Genomic DNA, 18154 nt, shown 5'->3' with positions numbered 1-18154 from the left:
AAATAGATTCAATAAACTGGCACATAAATTTTGTTTAAAACTTCCTGATATTCTGATTCCGGATTACTTAAATGGGTTATTCCGCCACCACTTCTAAAATAGAGTTTACCCCTAGAATCTTTTTCAATATATCTGATCAATACACAACTGTCAAAATTTTTTCCATCGTATATTCCGGCAACGCCAGTATAAAATCCTCTGGGTCTTTGTTCAGCGGCTTTAATTATTTCTATAGTTTTCTTTTTAGGAGCACCACTAATTGACCCGGCCGGAAGCATAGAAAAAATGATAGACCCAATAGATTTGTGCCAATTATCTTCCATAGGTGTACTAATCTGAGACGACATTTGAAGGAGTTTGCCTTTATGTGTTTCAAGAGTGTCCAGGTATTTGAATTTAGTTACCTCCACTTTTTTACCCAGAATACTCATGTCATTTCTGATCAAATCAACTATGGTTACATGCTCGGCAGATTCTTTATGGTCATTTAGCAGTAACTCTTTGTCAGAATCACTATTCATTACTCTTGTGCCTTTCATAGGAAAAGAGTGCATAGTGTTATTGTTGATTTGGATAAATGTTTCCGGAGAGAAACTAATAAACTTATTTTTCCACCAGATTTTATATTTGGCTTTAGCTCGTTCTATAATTTCTTCAAGTGAAAAATTAGACTCTATTTCTGATCTGAAGGTCAGGTTGAGCAGGTAAGAATTTCCTTGATGAATTTCATTATAAACAATGTCGAAAGCTCTATTAAACTCTTCATAAGTTACTGGATTAAAGTTAAATGCCAATGGCGCAGAATTAAATCCGGAAAGCTTTTCAACATTTTTGAATCCATTGAAATTAAAAGCAATTTCATTAGAGTCGAGGTTTTTTAGGGGAATACAAAGTGGGTTTTCATGTTCAAAATCAACGATAAAAAAAAATGGAGTATGGAGGCTACCCAGTTTATTCATAGTCTGAATAGTCTGGTTTATAGCCTCCATATTGCCTATTTCTAAAATAGGCAGTCGTCTTTTCTCCTCGTATCTATGATCGATGATATTTTCCAGTTTCCGTCTATTTTAATTAATTCAAAAACATTAACTCCGCAATGACTGTACTGTTCTCCTAAAAAGAACTTATATGGAACCCATGCAGATGCTAAAGGTCCATCAACTTTGATTTCCAGATTCTTAATAACTTCATTGAAAATCTGATCGTGTGGAGTTCCCACTGCTTTTGCAAAATCATTTAAGGAGCCACTGTGTAAAATAACCTTACCATCTTTGTTATAGACGGTTTTCATTGCAGGATCATTAATAAACACACTGACGAGAGTAGTGCTATCACCAGCCCTCATTGAATCAAATAGTTTGTTAATTACCTTTTCGACTTCAATGGTTTCATTTTGAGCTTGAAGCGATAAAAAAGCGCAAGTGAATAATGTGATTACTATTAGTTTTTTCATGATCAATTAATTTTATCACATTATACAACCTGTCAGTTAAAATTACTACAAGGTTTCCGTAAGCGGTTTGAGTGATTTCCAAAGGTCATTACCTGGAACCTCAGTCCTTATCTCAATTGTTTCTTTTCTAACAGGATGTGTGAATTTTAACTTAAATCCATGTAATCCTATATCACCGCCTGGGTTTGTAAGAGTTGAACCATATTTTAGGTCACCTTGTATAGGGCAACCCATGCTACTTAATTGAACCCTGATTTGATGTGGACGACCGGTTTCCGGTGTTATTTCAAGTAAAAATTTATCTGCAATACGTCCAACAAATTTATAATGTAAAACCGCCTTTTTTGCACCCTTTTTAGGTTTGATATGTGCGTGTGTTTTGTTTTTAGCTTGATCCTTGAGAAGGTAGTGCTCAAGACTCCCTTCTTGTTCTTTAGGGAGCTTATTAACAATAGCTAAATAAGTTTTTTCAACCTGACGTTCTTTAAACATCTCGTTCATTCTGGTCAGTGCTTTACTCGTCTTGGCCATAAGAACAAGTCCGCTAACTGGTCTATCAAGCCTGTGGATTACTCCAAGGTAAACAGCTCCTGGCTTATTGTATTCATGCTTAATAAAGTCTTTTACTGCGTCTTCCAGAGTAGGATCGTTAGTATTGTCAGCATGTACCAAAACCCCTGCTGGTTTATTTACAGCAATTAGGTGGTTGTCTTCGTAAACTATTTCTATATGCTTGCCTTTTTTAGCCATGCGCTTAAAATTCTGATGTAAAGTGAACTTGTATTTTAGGGAAGTTGTCCTGGATCATTTGTAACCAAGCTCTTGATTCTGCCATGAAAACATATTTCCCATCCTTGTCTTTAGCAATATGTCTGAGTTTTGATTTTACAAACTCATTTAAATCTTTCTCATTTTCAGCAGAGATCCAGCAAGCTTTGTATATGTTTTGAGGTTGAAATGCTACTGAAGCTCCATATTCTTCTTTCAATCGATGTTGAATAACTTCAAACTGTAGTGCGCCAACAGTTCCAACAATTTTTCTGGAACCCATTTCATATGAAAATAGTTGAGCAACACCTTCATCCATTAATTGTCGAAGTCCTTTTTCAAGCTGCTTCGTTTTCATAGCATCTTTGTTAATAACCTCTTTGAATATTTCAGGAGAGAAAGAAGGGATTCCTTTGAAATTACTACCTTCAGTCTCAATCAGGGTATCGCCAATTTTAAGGTTACCAGTATCATAAAGACCAACGATATCCCCAGGGAATGCTTCATCAATAATTTCTTTGTCCTGAGCCATGAAAGCTGTAACGTTCGAAAATCTCATTTTCTGATTTTCTCTAACCCTGTAGTAAAATTTATTTCTTTCAAATTTACCTGAGCAAACCCTGATAAATGCGATTCTGTTTCTGTGCTTTGGATCCATGTTGGCATGAATCTTAAATACGAATCCGGAAAAATCATGCTCTGAAGGAAGTACTACACGCTCTTCGTTTTCTCTGGATTTTGGTTCAGGAGCTATTTCAACGAAGCAGTTAAGTAGTTCGTTTACTCCGAAATTATTTACTGCAGATCCGAAAAATACTGGGGCAACTTTACCATTTAAATATTCTTCAATACTAAATTCCGGATATACACCCTCGATTAATTCTATTTCTTCACGAAGAGTATTTGCTGCATTTTCACCTATATATTTTTCAAGTTCAGGACTATTGATATCCTCAAACTCAATTTGATTGTCAGTAATCTTAGTTTTTCCGGGTTCGAATATGTTTAAAGTCTTTTGAAATAGATTATAAACCCCTCTGAAAGACTTACCCATTCCTATTGGCCACGATAGAGGCCTTACTTTAATATTTAGTTTTTCTTCAATTTCATCTAGCAGTTCGAAAGGATCACGACCTTCACGGTCAAGTTTGTTGATAAAAGCAAGAACTGGAGTGTTTCTCATTCTACAAACTTCCATAAGTTTTTCAGTTTGTATCTCAACACCCTTAACGCAATCGATAACCATAATAACACTGTCAACTGCAGTCAGAGTTCTGAAAGTGTCTTCAGCAAAGTCCTGGTGACCCGGGGTATCAAGCAAATTTATTTTTTTGCCTTTATATTCAAACCCCATAACTGATGTTGAAACTGAAATACCTCTTTGCTTTTCAATTTCCATCCAGTCAGATCTGGCGTGCATTTTTATTTTGTTACTTTTTACAGCGCCGGCAGTATTGATGGCACCACCAAAAAGCAACAGCTTTTCTGTAAGAGTTGTCTTTCCCGCATCAGGGTGGGAGATTATACCGAAGGTACGTCGTCTGGCTATTTCTTGCTCTAGTCCTTTCATCCTCAAAAATTTAAAGATGCAAAGTTAGGTAATATCCCTTACTCATTACAGAAATATAACTGAATACTTATAATATTTGGTGTAGGTGATGAAATGTGCCAAAAAGGCAAAGAAAATTTAGCGATAAACATTTTTGGCAGATGATTATCATAAGCAAATTAGTGAAATATCTGAAAATGACATTTTGTCAGTTAAAATTGCAATGGCACAGTGCTTGTTAAAGAGAGAGTGTTGAAATTAATGTGAAATCATAATTCAGATATAAATTTTAGTATGGGAAAAATTATAGGTATAGACTTAGGTACTACCAACTCCTGTGTGTCAGTAATGGAGGGAAATGAGCCGGTTGTAATTCCAAACAGTGAAGGAAGAAGAACCACACCTTCTATCGTGGCATTTTTGGATGATGGTAAAGGAGAAAGAAAAGTTGGGGATCCTGCAAAGCGTCAGGCTATTACAAACCCTCGAAATACAGTAACATCGGTAAAGCGTTTCATGGGTAAGAAATGGAGCGAAGTAACTGATGAGCGTAAGCATGCATCATACGAAGTAGAAAAGGGTGCAAACGATACTATAAGAGTAAAAATCGGAGACAGAAGTTATACTCCTCAGGAAATATCTGCAATGATTCTTCAGAAGATGAAATCAACAGCAGAAGATTACCTGGGTACGACTGTTACAGAGGCAGTAATTACTGTTCCTGCTTATTTCAATGACAGTGAGCGTCAGGCTACAAAAGAAGCAGGACAAATTGCTGGTCTTGATGTTAAGCGTATTATTAACGAGCCAACAGCAGCAGCGCTTGCGTATGGTCTTGATAAGAAAAATAAGGATATGAAAATCGCAGTGTATGACCTTGGTGGTGGTACATTTGATATTTCAATTCTTGAAATGGGTGATGGTGTTTTCGAAGTAAAATCAACTAATGGTGATGTACACCTTGGTGGTGATGACTTTGATGATGTGATCATTAATTGGTTAGCTGATGAATTCCAGAATGATGAAGGAATTGATCTAAGAAAAGATCCAATGGCACTTCAGCGTCTAAAAGAAGCTGCTGAGAAAGCTAAGATTGAGTTGTCAAGTTCGACAAATACTGAGATCAACCTGCCATATATTATGCCTGTTGATGGTATTCCTAAACACCTTGTTAAATCTCTTAGCAGATCTAAATTCGAACAACTTGCTGATAGTCTGATCAGACGTTCTATGGATCCTGTTAAGAAGGCAATGAGTGATGCTGGTCTTAGCCCATCTGATATTGATGAAGTGATCTTAGTTGGTGGATCAACTCGTATTCCTAAGATTCAGGAAGAGGTTGAGAAATTCTTTGGCAAGAGACCTTCAAAAGGAGTTAACCCAGATGAAGTAGTAGCTATTGGAGCAGCAATCCAGGGTGGTGTACTTACTGGAGAAGTTAAAGATGTATTATTACTTGATGTAACTCCGCTTTCTTTAGGTATTGAAACTATGGGAGGTGTATTTACAAAATTAATTGAGTCAAATACAACTATTCCATCACGTAAGTCTGAGGTGTTCTCTACAGCTGCAGATAATCAGCCTTCGGTTGAGATTCATGTACTTCAGGGAGAGCGTCCGATGGCGAAGGATAACAAAACCATTGGTAGATTCCACTTAGATGGTATTCCACCTGCACCAAGAGGAGTTCCTCAAATCGAAGTGACATTTGATATTGATGCGAATGGTATCCTTCATGTATCTGCTAAGGACAAAGGAACTGGTAAGGAGCAGAAAATCAGAATTGAAGCTTCTTCAGGATTGACTGATGAGGAAATCGAAAAAATGAAACAGGAAGCTGAAGCTAATGCTGAAGCGGATAAAGTTGCAAAAGAAAAGGTTGATAAGTTGAATCAGGCAGATTCGATGATCTTCCAGACCGAAAAGCAGCTTAAAGAGTATGGTGATAAGCTTTCTGATGAAAATAAGTCTAAGATCGAAGCAGCTCTTAATGAATTAAAAGAAGTTCATAAGGCGCAGGATGTTGACAAGATTGAAGGTGCTCTTGAATCACTAAATAAAGCATGGGAAGGTGCCTCTCAGGAAATGTATCAGGCACAACAGGCTGCAGGCGGAGCAGAAGGTGGAGCTCCTGGAGCTGATGCTGGGGCGCAAGCCGGAGCCGAAGGTGGTGCAGATGATGTTTCAGATGTGGAGTATGAGGAAGTAGACGATAAGAAATAGTTCTTATAAAATTATAAATTCATTGGCCCTGACAAGCTTTGCTTTGTCAGGGTTTTTTTATAAATCGTCAAGGTTTTTTACATAGGTAAAATTTAGCATTAATCAGTCATGTAAATTTTTTACCGCTTAAGAAACTTTTTGTTAGTTTTATTAAATCTATTATTAAGTTTGTTTGTTAGGTATATACTAAAGATATTCGTCACTTTGTCAGTTGAATTATGTCTATGCTAGACCAGAAATTTGACTAGGTCATACTTCTAAAGGTTTAGATTTAAGATTAACACCAAATAAATCTAGGACAGAATCTTGACTGATATATGGGCCCGGCATTTGTCGGGTCTTTTTTATTTCAGCTATTATTCTGATATTCAATGATTTCTTAATAAGGATTGTAATTAGTTTAGTGGCAAATAATTTATGCGTTAATTCATTTTATATCCATAAAAAACTCATTGTCAATGTGTATATTTAAACTAATCAACCAATAAATTATGATTCTTTCATATAGTGAAATAAATCAGGATTTGATTCACAGAACTGAATTATGTCTTGATTTTGCAAGATCAATAAGAAATTATTCCTCTGAAAAGTTAAATCATAGGCCTGGTGATACTTCCTGGTCGGCTTTGGAATGTATTGAACATTTAAACAGGTATAGTGAATTTTACTTACCGGTTTTTATGAAGGAGCTTTCTTTGCCAAGTAAAGTTTCTAAAAATCAGTTTTCGCCAGGGTGGTTAGGTGAGAAGTTTGCAGATAGTGTTAAGCCATTGTCTGAAGGGGCTTCAAAAATGCCTACATTTAAAAGCAAAAACCCAATTCATGAAGAATTGGATCCAACGGTTATAGATGAATTCACTACCGACTTGAATGCTTTTTTGAATACTATAAAGAAAGGGTTTTCAGGAGTTAACCTTGATAAGAAAGTTAGTACTACTCTTCCTGTAATAAAATTAAAGCTTGGTGATGCACTTAGAGTATATGCATTTCACAATCACAGGCATATTGAACAAGCCAAAAAGGCAATTGAATCATATTAAATTAAGCTTTCATAAAATACCTCTATTGTATGTAGAGCATTTCTTTGTGTACCATCTTTAATTTGATGTCTACAACTTGTTCCTGGTGCAGCAATAATCGTTTCTTTATCAGTTTTTCTAATAGTTGGGAATAAAACAGTTTCTCCAATTTTCATCGAAAGCTCAAAATGTTCTTCTTCATAACCAAATGAACCAGCCATTCCGCAACATCCTGAAGGTATCATTTCAACAACGTAGTTAGGAGGTAGAGAAAGTAGTTTTTTTACAGGTACCATTGAGCTAAGTGCTTTTTGATGGCAGTGACCATGTAATTTTATTTTTTTACTTTCTTTTTTGAATTCCAAATCTTTTAGATTTCCTAACTCAATTTCCCTCATTAGAAATTCTTCTACCAGATAGGTGTTTTTTGCTAATCTCTCTGCATGGGGTTTAAGTTCAATATCACAAAGATCAAGGTATTCATCTTTAAATGTGAAAAGGGCAGAAGGTTCTATTCCTATCAATGGAGTGTTTTCATCAACTAATTGGCTTAAAATGCTAATGTTTGTATTTGATAATGCTTTTGCTTTTTCAAGCAAGCCTTTACTAATATGTGCTCTGCCACTTTCTTCATGATTAGGTATGATCACCTCATAACCAACTTTGGTAAGTAATTGAATAGCTTTGATGCCGACCGGAGTGTCCAGGTAATTTGTGAATTCATCACAAAATAAAATTACCTTACCTCTGGTAGGTTGTTTAAAGCCAAAATTTCCAGGTTTATTTTTGTCATACCATTTTTTAACTGTGGTATTATGTATTGATGGAAGTGAACGTTCTGTAGCAAATCCATTTATTTTTTTGATGAGATTACCCGTAAAGCTATTGCCAATAAGGAAATTATAGATAGCTGGTGTTATTGAAGCCAGTTTATTTACCTGGTTAACGTTTGCTATCATTTTACTTCTTAATGGAACACCTTTAGACTTGTATCGCTGATGTAGAAACTCAGTTTTGAGTTTTGCCATATCAACATTACTAGGGCACTCTGATTTACATCCTTTGCAACTAACACAATGATCAAGTATTTCAAATGCCTCTTCATTTTCAAATGGTTTTATAGCATTTGGATCTGAAAGCATCTCCCTTAAAATGTTAGCCCTGGCTCTGGTTGTTTCTTTCTCGTCTCTTGTAGCCATATATGTAGGGCACATTGTCCCTCCGGCACTTGCAAGCTTTCTACAATCACCTGACCCATTACAAAGCTCTGCGCTACGGATATAACCCTGATAGTCATCAAACCTTAGGATTGTTTCATATTCAGGAGTGACTTGATCTATAGAGTATCTTAGGGAAGTGTCCATCGGAGGTGTGTCGACAATTTTTCCCGGATTAAAGATATTGTCAGGATCCCAGCTATATTTAATTTGCCTCATCATTTCATAGGCTTTTTCACCAACCATATATGAAATGAACTCTGCTCTTAATCTCCCATCTCCATGTTCCCCACTTAAGCTACCTTTGTACTTTTTAACCAGAGTTGCAATTTCTTCCGCTATAAGTCTGAAATCTTTTTGTCCTTCGGAAGTCTTAAGATTTAGAACGGGTCTTAAATGAAGTTCTCCAGATCCGGCATGAGCATAATGCACGCATGACATGTCATGCTTTTCAAGGATTTCATTGAATTCATTGATATAGTCGGGTAAGTCATTGACATCAACTGCTGTGTCTTCAATAACTGGAGCAGGTTTTGCATCTCCAGGAATATTTGACAATAGCCCAAGACCTGCCTTTCTAAGATTCCAAACCTTTTTAGTGTCCTCACCAGAAACGACTGGGAAATGATAGCCCAGACCCTTTTCTTTTAATTCATTTATAAGTGCATCTACTTCTTTGTTAAGTTCCTCTTCATCGTTCCTTTGGAGTTCAATAACCAGGATTGCGACTGGGTCTCCCTGAACGAAAAATCGATTTTGTCTCTGTTGAATATTGCCTTTCGTTCTTTCAAGAATCTTATCATCCATTAACTCTGATGCACTTGGGCTATATTTTAGACCAATTAGGTTTGCCTTTAGCGAATCATATATAGAGTTAAAATGTGCGCATATCAAAGCACTGTATTTTGGTGGAGTAGGTAAGACATTTACCTTTATTTCGGTTATAAAAGCTAAAGTGCCTTCAGATCCTGCAATGAGCTTACAAAAGTTGAATGGTTTATCAGAATGATCAAAAATTCCTGCCTCACTCAATAAATCAAGAGCATAACCAGTATTTCTTCTGTGAATTGACTTCTTTGGGAAATTATCCTCTATTAGTTTTCTGTTTTCTTCAGGACTGAGGATTTCTAAAGTTTTTCTATAAATGTCTCTTTCTGCAACATTTGGGTTGTTTTCACTACATTTATTTCTGAACTCCTCTTCAGAGATATTTTTAAATGTGGTAATTGATCCATCATGTAATATGGCTCTTACTTCAATTAGGTGATCTCTTGTACTTCCATAAATTACAGAGTTTGATCCGCAGCTGTTATTTCCTACCATGCCACCTAGCATTGCTCTGTTAGCCGTACTGGTTTCCGGGCCAAAAAATAAACTATAATCAGTAAGATGGCGGTTTAGCTCATCTCTGATAACACCAGGTTGTAGTCTAACCCATGATTCATCTTTGTTTACTTCAATTATCTCCGTGAAGTATTTTGAAACATCAACTATAATTCCGTTTCCTACTACTTGCCCTGCCAATGAAGTTCCTGCTGTACGTGGAATTAATCCTACTTTAAATTCTTTTGCTAATTTTATTAAAGCTATTAGATCACTTTCGTTTTTTGGATAAGTAACAGCAATGGGTAATTCTCTATATGCAGAAGCATCTGTTGCATATATATGTCGTAATGCATTTTCAGTATGAATTTGACCTGAAAATTCATTTTTAAGTTCATTAAGTGTCGATAAGATCAAATTTTCATCCATAGTTATTCACTTATCATGTAATTTTTGTACCACTGCTGAAAAACGATCAATGCCCAGGTTGTAGCATGACTATCTCCGGGATTTGATGAAAATAGTTTGTCTGTTAATGCTTTTATAGCATTAGGGTCAAATATTCCCTGGTCAGAAATAACCGATGGATTTAGCCATTCGTTTTTAATCCTACTTTTAAGTTCACCTCTCATCCATGGTAGTAGAGGAACTTCAAATCCTTTTTTAGGTCTATTATATAAAATCTCTGGTAAATCATCTTTAAATGCATCCTGTAATATGCGTTTTTTCATGTTTCCATTGATCTTATAATCAACAGTGAGCGATTGAGCAAAATTCACAACATTATGATCAAGGAATGGCACGCGTACCTCAAGAGCATGAGCCATTGACATTAAATCAACTTTCGCCAACATATCGTTGGTTAATACTAGAGAAAGGTCATTGTTTAACACTTCATTGATCGATCCTTTATGAATATATTTACAAAGTTCTTCAATAACATGTTTAGAATTACCTCTATAATCAGAAGTTAGATATGACTGAGCTTCTTTTTCTTGCATAAATGTAGCCCAAAACCAATATCTATCTTTTGGCTCCAGCTTTGCTCCCCCAGCGAATCTGTTTAATTGCCTGAATGTATTTCCAATTTTGCTACTCCTTGATTGAGGGAGGTATTTCCAGATCGACGAACCTGCCAACGCCAGATTTTCTTTTATCCCGGGATTAAGAACTTTTTGAAAAGCAGAATATTTATTATAACCAGCAAAAAGCTCATCTGCCCCATCTCCTGATAAGGCAACTGTTATATGATCTCGTGTTAACTTACTCAATAAATAAACCGGAAGAGCAGAGCTGTCTGCAAAAGGTTCAGACAGACTATCCAGCATATCATTGAGATTGCTGTAAAGATCATCAATTGTTAAAGAGAATATAGTATGATCAACTCCCAGATGCTTGGCTGTAGCACTAGCATAATTAGTTTCGTCAAAAAAAGGCTGATCATGGAATCCAATTGAAAAGCTTTTTAAATCCGGTTTCTTCTTTGAAGCTATGGCTGTAATTATCGAAGAATCAATTCCACCGCTTAAAAATGTACCCGTGGGAACATCTGCTATAAGTCTTGCTTCTACTGATTTTTCGAGCAACTCCCTTAACTTTTTTTGAGCATCTTCATAGCTAAGGCCTGTGAAATGCTCCGGAGTTGGAAGGTTGTAATAATTGCTAAATGTCAGCTCTCCATTAGAATTACATTTGACATATGTACCAGGCATTAATTTCTTGATTCCCTCGATCATTGTATGAGGTGCCGGTATATAGTTTAGCTGTAAGTATATAGAAAGAGCTTCTTTGTCTATATTTTTTTCAAGACCATAATTATGAATCGATTTGGCTTCAGAAGCAAAAAGTAACTTATCATCATCGATATGATAGTATAAAGGTTTTATTCCAAACCTGTCTCTTGCCAGGTAAATTTCTTCCTTTTGACTATCGTAAAAAGCAAACGCAAAAAAACCGTTGATGCTATCCAGAGCTTCAATTCCTTTATTAATAAGTAATTGGAGTAAAACTTCCGTATCGGAATCACTTGTGAATTCAACTCCACCTTGTTGAAGCTCAGTTCGAAGCTGACGATAGTTGTATATTTCGCCATTAAAAACTATGTGGTATCTTCCTGTTTTATCACTCATTGGTTGATGACCGGCATTTGATAAGTCTATGACAGAAAGTCTACGGTGCCCAAGGGCTACTCTATAATCATTGTATAAACCCTGATCATCCGGGCCACGATGAGCTAATGCAGATGTAGCATTTGATAAATGTATCATTTGCATTCGACCAATCTCATTAAGAGCAAAAACTCCGGTTATCCCACACATTTTCTTAAAAAATTCAATAAATTTAAAATTCGGAGCGTTAAGATACAAAAGAGACAATTAAGTACCCTAATACGTGCTGATTTTTAACTTGAAGAAGTGAAAAAATGAATTTTCGGTAAAAATTGTAATCTTATTTTTAATATTTTTTTAACTATGAGCTTTATGAAACGGTCAGTGAATTCTACTTATATATTTTTGAAATCAATATTGGTTTTAATGTTGATGGTTTTAGTTTTATCTTCATGTGGGTCAGCCAGAAAAATGGCTATTCGTGAACAAAAAGCTAATACTGCAATTAAAACTGCCAGGTCGTATTATGGCACGCCATATAAGTATGGTGGGACAACCAGAAGTGGGATTGACTGTTCTGCATTGACTTGTAAAGCCTATAATTCTATCGATCAAAGTTTACCCAGGACGGCAAAAGACCAGAGTAAGGAAGGAGAGAAAGTTAAAATGAATAAGCTTAAACCAGGGGATCTGGTGTTTTTTAGTTTTAAGCCCGGGAGACGAAAGATTACCCATGTTGGGATTGTCTCTTATAATGATGGTAAAACTATAAAGTTTATTCATGCATCTACAAAGCTTGGTGTGACCGAAAGTGTCTTGAATGAAGGATATTATAAGAGAATATTTGTAAAGGCACGCCGATATTTTTGATTATAAAAATTTGTTATATATTTGCTAGCCTTTGGGGCATTAGCTCAGCTGGCTAGAGCGCTACGCTGGCAGCGTAGAGGTCATCGGTTCGACTCCGATATGCTCCACATAACAAAAATGAGAATGAATTATTTCATTCTCATTTTTTGTTTTCACTTTACTCACATTCTCAACCTCACACTTTTTTATAGTTTCATAATTGAATATTATTGGTAGTTTATCAATGTTTTTTGGTAATAGATCAACTATAAACAGAAGCATTAATTCTAATTCGATCAGATTCACTCACCCCAAAGGAGAAATATATAATCTGAGGCATCTCGTAGCTATTTTGAAAACAGGAGTAATGGTTTGGCTTGAGGAATTAAAAATCTGGGTTTTATATGCTTACAAAAATTATTAGGCATCAATCTATAGCAATTTTGATGTAAGGCTACAATGGTTTTTGGTTTAAAAAGTAGTTTATAGAGTAAAGTTTATGTTCAATCCATTGGGGATATTCGGATTTGATATTACCTAGTTGTCAATATTTATTTTAGCTGATCTAAAAATTTAACATTAGAAGCGATAGTAATTGGGGCCTTTAAAATCATGATATTATTCTAGTTTTATTTCGATTTTGAATTATTTAGGTAATGAAAATAATCTATTATAAGGTCTGTTTTGTCGTTTTTTGACATTTTTATGAGGGTATGAAAAGTATTGTGTTTACTAAAAAATCAACAAGTCTATAAACTAAAAGACTTATTTTGTATATTGAGAGGGTAGATGAAGAAAATACCGATTTTATAGCGATAAAATTTGTATTTTAATTATTTTAAATAAATAAAAACAGAATTAGTTCTTTATGAAGTTATTTATATTATTGTTTATCAATTGGTTATGTTGAATGATAAGTTGCGTTGACTTAAATATGAAATAGTACTTTTATGATAAACAGCTATTCTAATAATTTCTCGTGTAAGGTTTTAACCTAAAAACTAATTTTAATCTTGCAATGACTATATGTTAAAAAATCCTATTTTTGAATATAGAATTGGAATTTGAAAGATAAACCCAATTTGTACCACTTACATTATGGCCAAACTCAAAAATATCATCAAGCAGCTTTCCGATAATGATTATGAAACAATTTATAATCAGCTAATGGAAAGCGGTGCCGACAAGTCTGCATATTTGTTGAAATCTATGCGTGATAAATCCGTTTCAGATACTGCTGTGATGGATGAGCTGGATGTTAATACAAATGCATACTATACCCTTAGGTCTAGATTAAATCAGAAAATTGAAGAATATCTGCTTCAACAGATGGAAAATCCGAGGACTGATATTCTTAAAAAAGTGGCTAATATTAATGAAGTGCTTTTTACTAAGAAAAGAGCTATTGCTATTGCAACTCTTAAAAAGCTGGAGAAAGAACTTCTTGATTATGATTTGGCAAGTGAATTGACTGTGGTTTATAAGGCATTAAAAAAATTGCATATCAATTCTCCTGATCATTTTAATTACAGTCAATTATACAATAAATATGTTGCATACACTTTAGCTGTTGATAAAGCTGAAGATATTTTGGCCGAGTATTTTAAGAAGTATGGTGCATACATGTTAAGTGGTGAAGATACAGATAAGCTTGCTCTTACATTACTTAATAAAGAGATGTTGAGTACCAGTGCTCTTTATGTGTCTCACAGAATGTATGTTTACAAAAGCTGTATTAATATCTTTCATAGGTTATTTGTAGAACAAGATGCTGAAATGGAGAGTGATCTTGAACCTATTGAAGATATTCTCGATAATGTCCAGAAAATATTTGAATCTTATCAGCTTGATACAATTTATTTCCATTTAAAGATTGTGCATGAGTTTCTTACTCTTGAATATTATAATCATTATAAGGTTTACAGAAAGGCAGAAACTTATTTTGAAGAGGTTAATGAATCTGTAGAGAATCTATTGACCAACTACAATCTATTTACCTTTCCTTCTCAGTTCTTATTAACTAAAATGGATCGTCATTTAAGAATGGGGCTTGAGAATGAGATATATGATGAGAATATTGCTTTGTTTCAAGATTATGAAAGTAATACTAATGATATTCCTCAATATGTGATTTACATGACTTATAGATCATTAAGTTGTCATTTTGCAGGTAAATATGAGGAGTCCGCAAGATGGATCAATAACTTGCTTAATGAAGTGAGTTTGAAAAAATATCCATATGCTCAGTTAGAGGTAAAGGCAATTTTAGCACTTCAATACTGTATTATAAATGATTATGATTTATTTAATCAGTTGATTAATAGTATTCAGAGGCAAATAAGAATTTTAAACAAAGATACCTGTGAGCACGTACAAATACTTGCTAAGATGATGAAAATCTCAATTAGCGAGGCTAAACGTGATAAATATGATAAGATTAAAGTGTTAGTAGATAAATTTAAAGCAATTCCGAAATCAGGATTTACCCCTACTTCACTTGTTAAGATGGATGAAGATTTTATTAAATTGTTATCAAGGGAGCAATAAAAAAAATGGCGGATGCAATGCACCCGCCTAACTAAATCCCATATAACAACAGCAAATAATGCCATCGTTGGTTTAAATGTAAAGTTATTTGACATTATTGTCAAGAAAATAGAACATATTTTGAAGAAGTTTAAAGTATTTGGTGAAAATCTAAAGAAGCTTAGGAAAGCAAAAGGATTAAGTCAGGATGAATTTGCAACATTACTTAATGATTCTGCAGGAATTCATTTCAAACGTCATACTATTTCAAATTATGAAACGGGGGTTAGTTATCCATCTCTTGATTTAGTTCCCCATATTGCAAGAATTCTTGATGTTTCAATAGATACAATGCTTGGAGTAAAAGTTGGTGAAGGTGTAGTATCCATTGAAAGTGAAGAAGACCTAATTCCAAATGACTCTTTATCTACTGAAATGATTCTAAGTATGGCCCAAATGGCTCATGCTCAGCCATTGACACCAGGTGGACTTTCAAGAGAACAATTAGAGAGGTTATTCAATAGATTTCAGCAGGTTAATGATCAATTGGTCAAGGAGGTAGTAAGACTAAGAGATGAAAATATTAATCTGAAAGATAGAATGATTTCCTTGCAAGAAAAAATTGCAACAATTATTGAAAAAGAACTTTAGTTCAATAAATCTTTAAGAGATTTTTTAAGCTTTTCTTTTCTTTTCCTTCTTCTGTAAAAGTGAACAGAAACGGCAAAAGACACCAGGCATATAAAAATCAAATATCCCCAGTAATTAATCTTTTTATTTGTCTTTATCCCGGACAGTGCTGATTCGTATCGGTAGTCTGAATCCGCTAATCTTATGAGGTATTGACTTTTACTGTTATTGAGAAGACTGTTTTGTTCTTTTAATAGCTTGGTTTGGTCTACAAGAATCTTTGCAATTCTGTTTGAATTGGAAGACTGCAATTGTAAGCTATCTGAAATGCTAAAATATAAATCTATTGCTCTAAAATAATTTTGATGGAAACCTGCTTGATCCCTTTCTAAAATTCCGTTTTCAAGTATATTAATACTCTCTTTAATTTTCCCTGTTTCCAATAACGCTTTAGCTAGAGTAATCATGGCATCAGGTAGGTCGTATGATTGAGAGTTAGGGTATGGCTCTTCTTTATAAATTAAAGCTTTTCTTGATTCAGAAATTGCTTTTTGATAGTTGCCCTGAACCAAGTGGATTTCAGCCAAGTTTGAATATGCTATCCCAAGCCTTTCTTCTGGTACCTTATCTTTATATATTTCCATAGAAAGCAGATAGTATGATCTGGCTACTTCGTAATCAGCCAGTTTGAAATGAATTGCACCAAGTAAATTATAAATTCTAGAACTCCTGTCTATATCATTTACTTTTTCATTGTTGTCCAGAGCTTCAAAAAAATACTTCTTGGCATCTTCATAGTCATCAATGTTGTAATAGGTTAACCCAAGATTATAGCATACCATTGCAACATTATCATACTTGTTTTGTTCCTTAAAGTATGTTAAGGATTCAATAAAGTAATCAATAGCAGCAACATATTCGCCTCCTTTTCTATAAACCTCTCCAAGAAAGTTATATGTTAAAGCAAGTTTCTCCTTGTCGTTTAACTCAATAAATATATCAGAAGCAGAAAAAAGACTTTGAACACAATTAATTAAGTCTCCTTTAATATTATATGATTGAGCCATCATATATTTGACTTTGCCCATATCTTTAAAGGAGATCGTTTCTGCATTAATTGCATTTATGCAGTTTTCGATAAAATCTTCATGTGAATCAGACTTGAAACTTCTCTTTAATTCATTGTATACAGAGTCTTTATCTATTTTTTCAGCAATAGCAGGAATTGCACTGAAATGTATCAAAAGAATCAATACAAAAGTGATCTTAAGTGCATTGTTGAAATTTTTACAAAAGGACTCCATGGAAAATATATAAAATATTTCCCTAAAATAAAGAAGCCTGAAATCTATATCAAAATAATTTATCGAAAAGAGAACCTATTTTCGATAATCTTTTAACTGTATTATGACGATTAGTCAATATCCTTGACCTCACCGTCTTTATCGCCATCTGTCGCAACTAAATCTTGAACCTGGTCAAGCTCCGGACGAAGTGGTTGTGGATCCTCAGTTTCACACTGTGCGAAGCCTAAAATAAATAAAGCGCATACGAATACAAGTCTTAAAGTTTTCATAATTTAAAAGTTTAATATGATCGTTATTTGATTTAAATTTTATCAGCTAATATTTAGAATCAGCCAGAAATGTTTTCAGGTATTACTTACATTAGTTGATAAGCAACTTAATTTTAAAAAATATAGTCAATAAGATTGTTATATCATATAACTATCTGTAAATAAGTTAATTGTGTAATTATTCCTTGACAATTTTTAATGTAAAGGTCAATATGCTTTACTATTTTATTTCATTTTTAGTAATTGGATTGGTTTTGGCAGTCAGGTATAATGCCTTAACTATTTCGGGTTCAATTTGGGCATTTATTTGTGGTCTACTTGCATACATTCAATTTGGATGGCATATAGTTTTATTACTTTTTGTATTTTTTATCTCTGGAACGGTTGTTAGTATGTGGAGCTATAATCTCACTAAATCCAAAGATATAGATAAAGGTAAAAGGAGTTGGCAAAATGTATTAGGGAACGGAGCTGTAGTGATATTATTAGCTTTAGGGGTTTATTTTTTAGAGTATAAAATTTTATTGACTTATAGTTGTGTTGCTTCTATAGCAGCTGCTAATTCGGATACTATGGCTAGCGAAATCGGACAGAGACTGGGTTCAAAATTTGTATTTTTCCCAACTTTCCGTAAGGCAAATAGAGGTGTTGATGGAGCTATCAGTATAGAAGGTACTATTGCCGCATTTTTTGGGGCAGTATTAATTTCAGGAATTTTCTTGTTTATTAATCAGGATGTTGGATTTAAAGGCTTTTTGATTATAACAATTTCGGGTTTTTCAGGTAATTTGGTAGATAGTATTTTAGGCACGTATTTGGAAAGTAGAGGTTATCTCAATAAGCATTTGGTTAACTTCTTTTGTACTGCTTCTGCTTCGGTGTTTTCCGGAGTACTTTTTATACTTTTTTGAAT

At 34.4% G+C, this 18154-nt stretch carries 14 protein-coding genes and 1 tRNA gene; 7 read left to right on the top strand and 8 right to left on the bottom strand.

Annotated features, from left to right (window positions below; all coding sequences use genetic code 11):
• Positions 1-8: 8 nt before the first annotated feature.
• The 4 genes from HH304_RS09820 to HH304_RS09805 are packed head-to-tail and all read right to left on the bottom strand — an operon-like array spanning position 9 to position 3791.
• Positions 9-989, bottom strand: a complete 981-nt coding sequence (locus HH304_RS09820) for an aminodeoxychorismate synthase component I (RefSeq protein ID WP_169680867.1) — start codon at positions 987-989, stop codon at positions 9-11.
• 11 nt (positions 990-1000) lie between these two features.
• Positions 1001-1453 (bottom strand): nuclear transport factor 2 family protein, encoded by a 453-nt coding sequence (locus HH304_RS09815; RefSeq protein WP_169680865.1) that lies wholly within the window; start codon positions 1451-1453, stop codon positions 1001-1003.
• Positions 1454-1498: 45 nt separating this feature from the next.
• Positions 1499-2203: an RluA family pseudouridine synthase gene (locus tag HH304_RS09810; protein WP_271711578.1), complete on the bottom strand. Its 705-nt coding sequence runs from the start codon at positions 2201-2203 to the stop codon at positions 1499-1501.
• A 4-nt stretch (positions 2204-2207) separates the two neighbouring features.
• Entirely contained in the window at positions 2208-3791 is a 1584-nt protein-coding gene (locus HH304_RS09805; RefSeq protein WP_169680863.1) for a peptide chain release factor 3, read from the bottom strand.
• Between the two features lie 273 nt (positions 3792-4064).
• On the opposite strand from HH304_RS09805, the gene dnaK reads away from it, so the two are divergent.
• Entirely contained in the window at positions 4065-5993 is a 1929-nt protein-coding gene (gene dnaK / locus HH304_RS09800; RefSeq protein ID WP_169680861.1) for a molecular chaperone DnaK, read from the top strand.
• Positions 5994-6484: 491 nt separating this feature from the next.
• On the top strand, positions 6485-7033 hold the full coding sequence (locus HH304_RS09795; protein ID WP_169680859.1) for a DinB family protein: 549 nt from the start codon (positions 6485-6487) through the stop codon (positions 7031-7033).
• On the opposite strand, the gene HH304_RS09790 is transcribed toward HH304_RS09795, so the two are convergent.
• Positions 7030-9981: an FAD-binding and (Fe-S)-binding domain-containing protein gene (locus tag HH304_RS09790; RefSeq protein WP_169680857.1), complete on the bottom strand. Its 2952-nt coding sequence runs from the start codon at positions 9979-9981 to the stop codon at positions 7030-7032. The two genes, HH304_RS09795 and HH304_RS09790, sit on opposite strands and share 4 nt — an antisense overlap.
• 2 nt (positions 9982-9983) lie before the next feature.
• Positions 9984-11870, bottom strand: a complete 1887-nt coding sequence (gene asnB / locus HH304_RS09785) for an asparagine synthase (glutamine-hydrolyzing) (RefSeq protein WP_169680856.1) — start codon at positions 11868-11870, stop codon at positions 9984-9986.
• A 162-nt stretch (positions 11871-12032) separates the two neighbouring features.
• On the opposite strand from asnB, the gene HH304_RS09780 reads away from it, so the two are divergent.
• From HH304_RS09780 to HH304_RS09765, 4 genes are all read left to right on the top strand, one after another.
• Positions 12033-12530: a C40 family peptidase gene (locus HH304_RS09780; protein WP_169680854.1), complete on the top strand. Its 498-nt coding sequence runs from the start codon at positions 12033-12035 to the stop codon at positions 12528-12530.
• A gap of 33 nt (positions 12531-12563) precedes the next feature.
• Positions 12564-12637: transfer RNA gene (locus tag HH304_RS09775), tRNA-Ala, on the top strand.
• 970 nt (positions 12638-13607) lie between these two features.
• Positions 13608-15056 (top strand): hypothetical protein, encoded by a 1449-nt coding sequence (locus HH304_RS09770; RefSeq protein ID WP_169680852.1) that lies wholly within the window; start codon positions 13608-13610, stop codon positions 15054-15056.
• A 12-nt stretch (positions 15057-15068) separates the two neighbouring features.
• Positions 15069-15686, top strand: a complete 618-nt coding sequence (locus HH304_RS09765; RefSeq protein ID WP_271711577.1) for a helix-turn-helix domain-containing protein — start codon at positions 15069-15071, stop codon at positions 15684-15686.
• Here the strand turns inward: HH304_RS09765 and HH304_RS09760 are convergent.
• Both HH304_RS09760 and HH304_RS09755 read right to left on the bottom strand, forming a co-directional pair.
• The gene (locus HH304_RS09760; protein ID WP_169680848.1) at positions 15683-16969 is read right to left on the bottom strand and encodes a tetratricopeptide repeat protein; all 1287 of its coding nucleotides are present in this window, start codon (positions 16967-16969) and stop codon (positions 15683-15685) included. The two genes, HH304_RS09765 and HH304_RS09760, sit on opposite strands and share 4 nt — an antisense overlap.
• A gap of 110 nt (positions 16970-17079) precedes the next feature.
• Positions 17080-17241: a hypothetical protein gene (locus HH304_RS09755; RefSeq protein ID WP_169680847.1), complete on the bottom strand. Its 162-nt coding sequence runs from the start codon at positions 17239-17241 to the stop codon at positions 17080-17082.
• A gap of 212 nt (positions 17242-17453) precedes the next feature.
• On the opposite strand from HH304_RS09755, the gene HH304_RS09750 reads away from it, so the two are divergent.
• Positions 17454-18152, top strand: coding sequence for a DUF92 domain-containing protein (locus HH304_RS09750; RefSeq protein ID WP_169680845.1), 699 nt, complete (start codon positions 17454-17456; stop codon positions 18150-18152).
• Positions 18153-18154 lie beyond the last annotated feature (2 nt).

The organism is Marinigracilibium pacificum (genome assembly GCF_012926615.1).
In the GTDB taxonomy this organism is placed as follows: Bacteria; Bacteroidota; Bacteroidia; order Cytophagales; family Cyclobacteriaceae; genus Mangrovivirga; species Mangrovivirga pacifica.
Note: the sequence above shows the minus strand (reverse complement) of the source record. Positions and strands in the feature narration are given on the sequence as shown.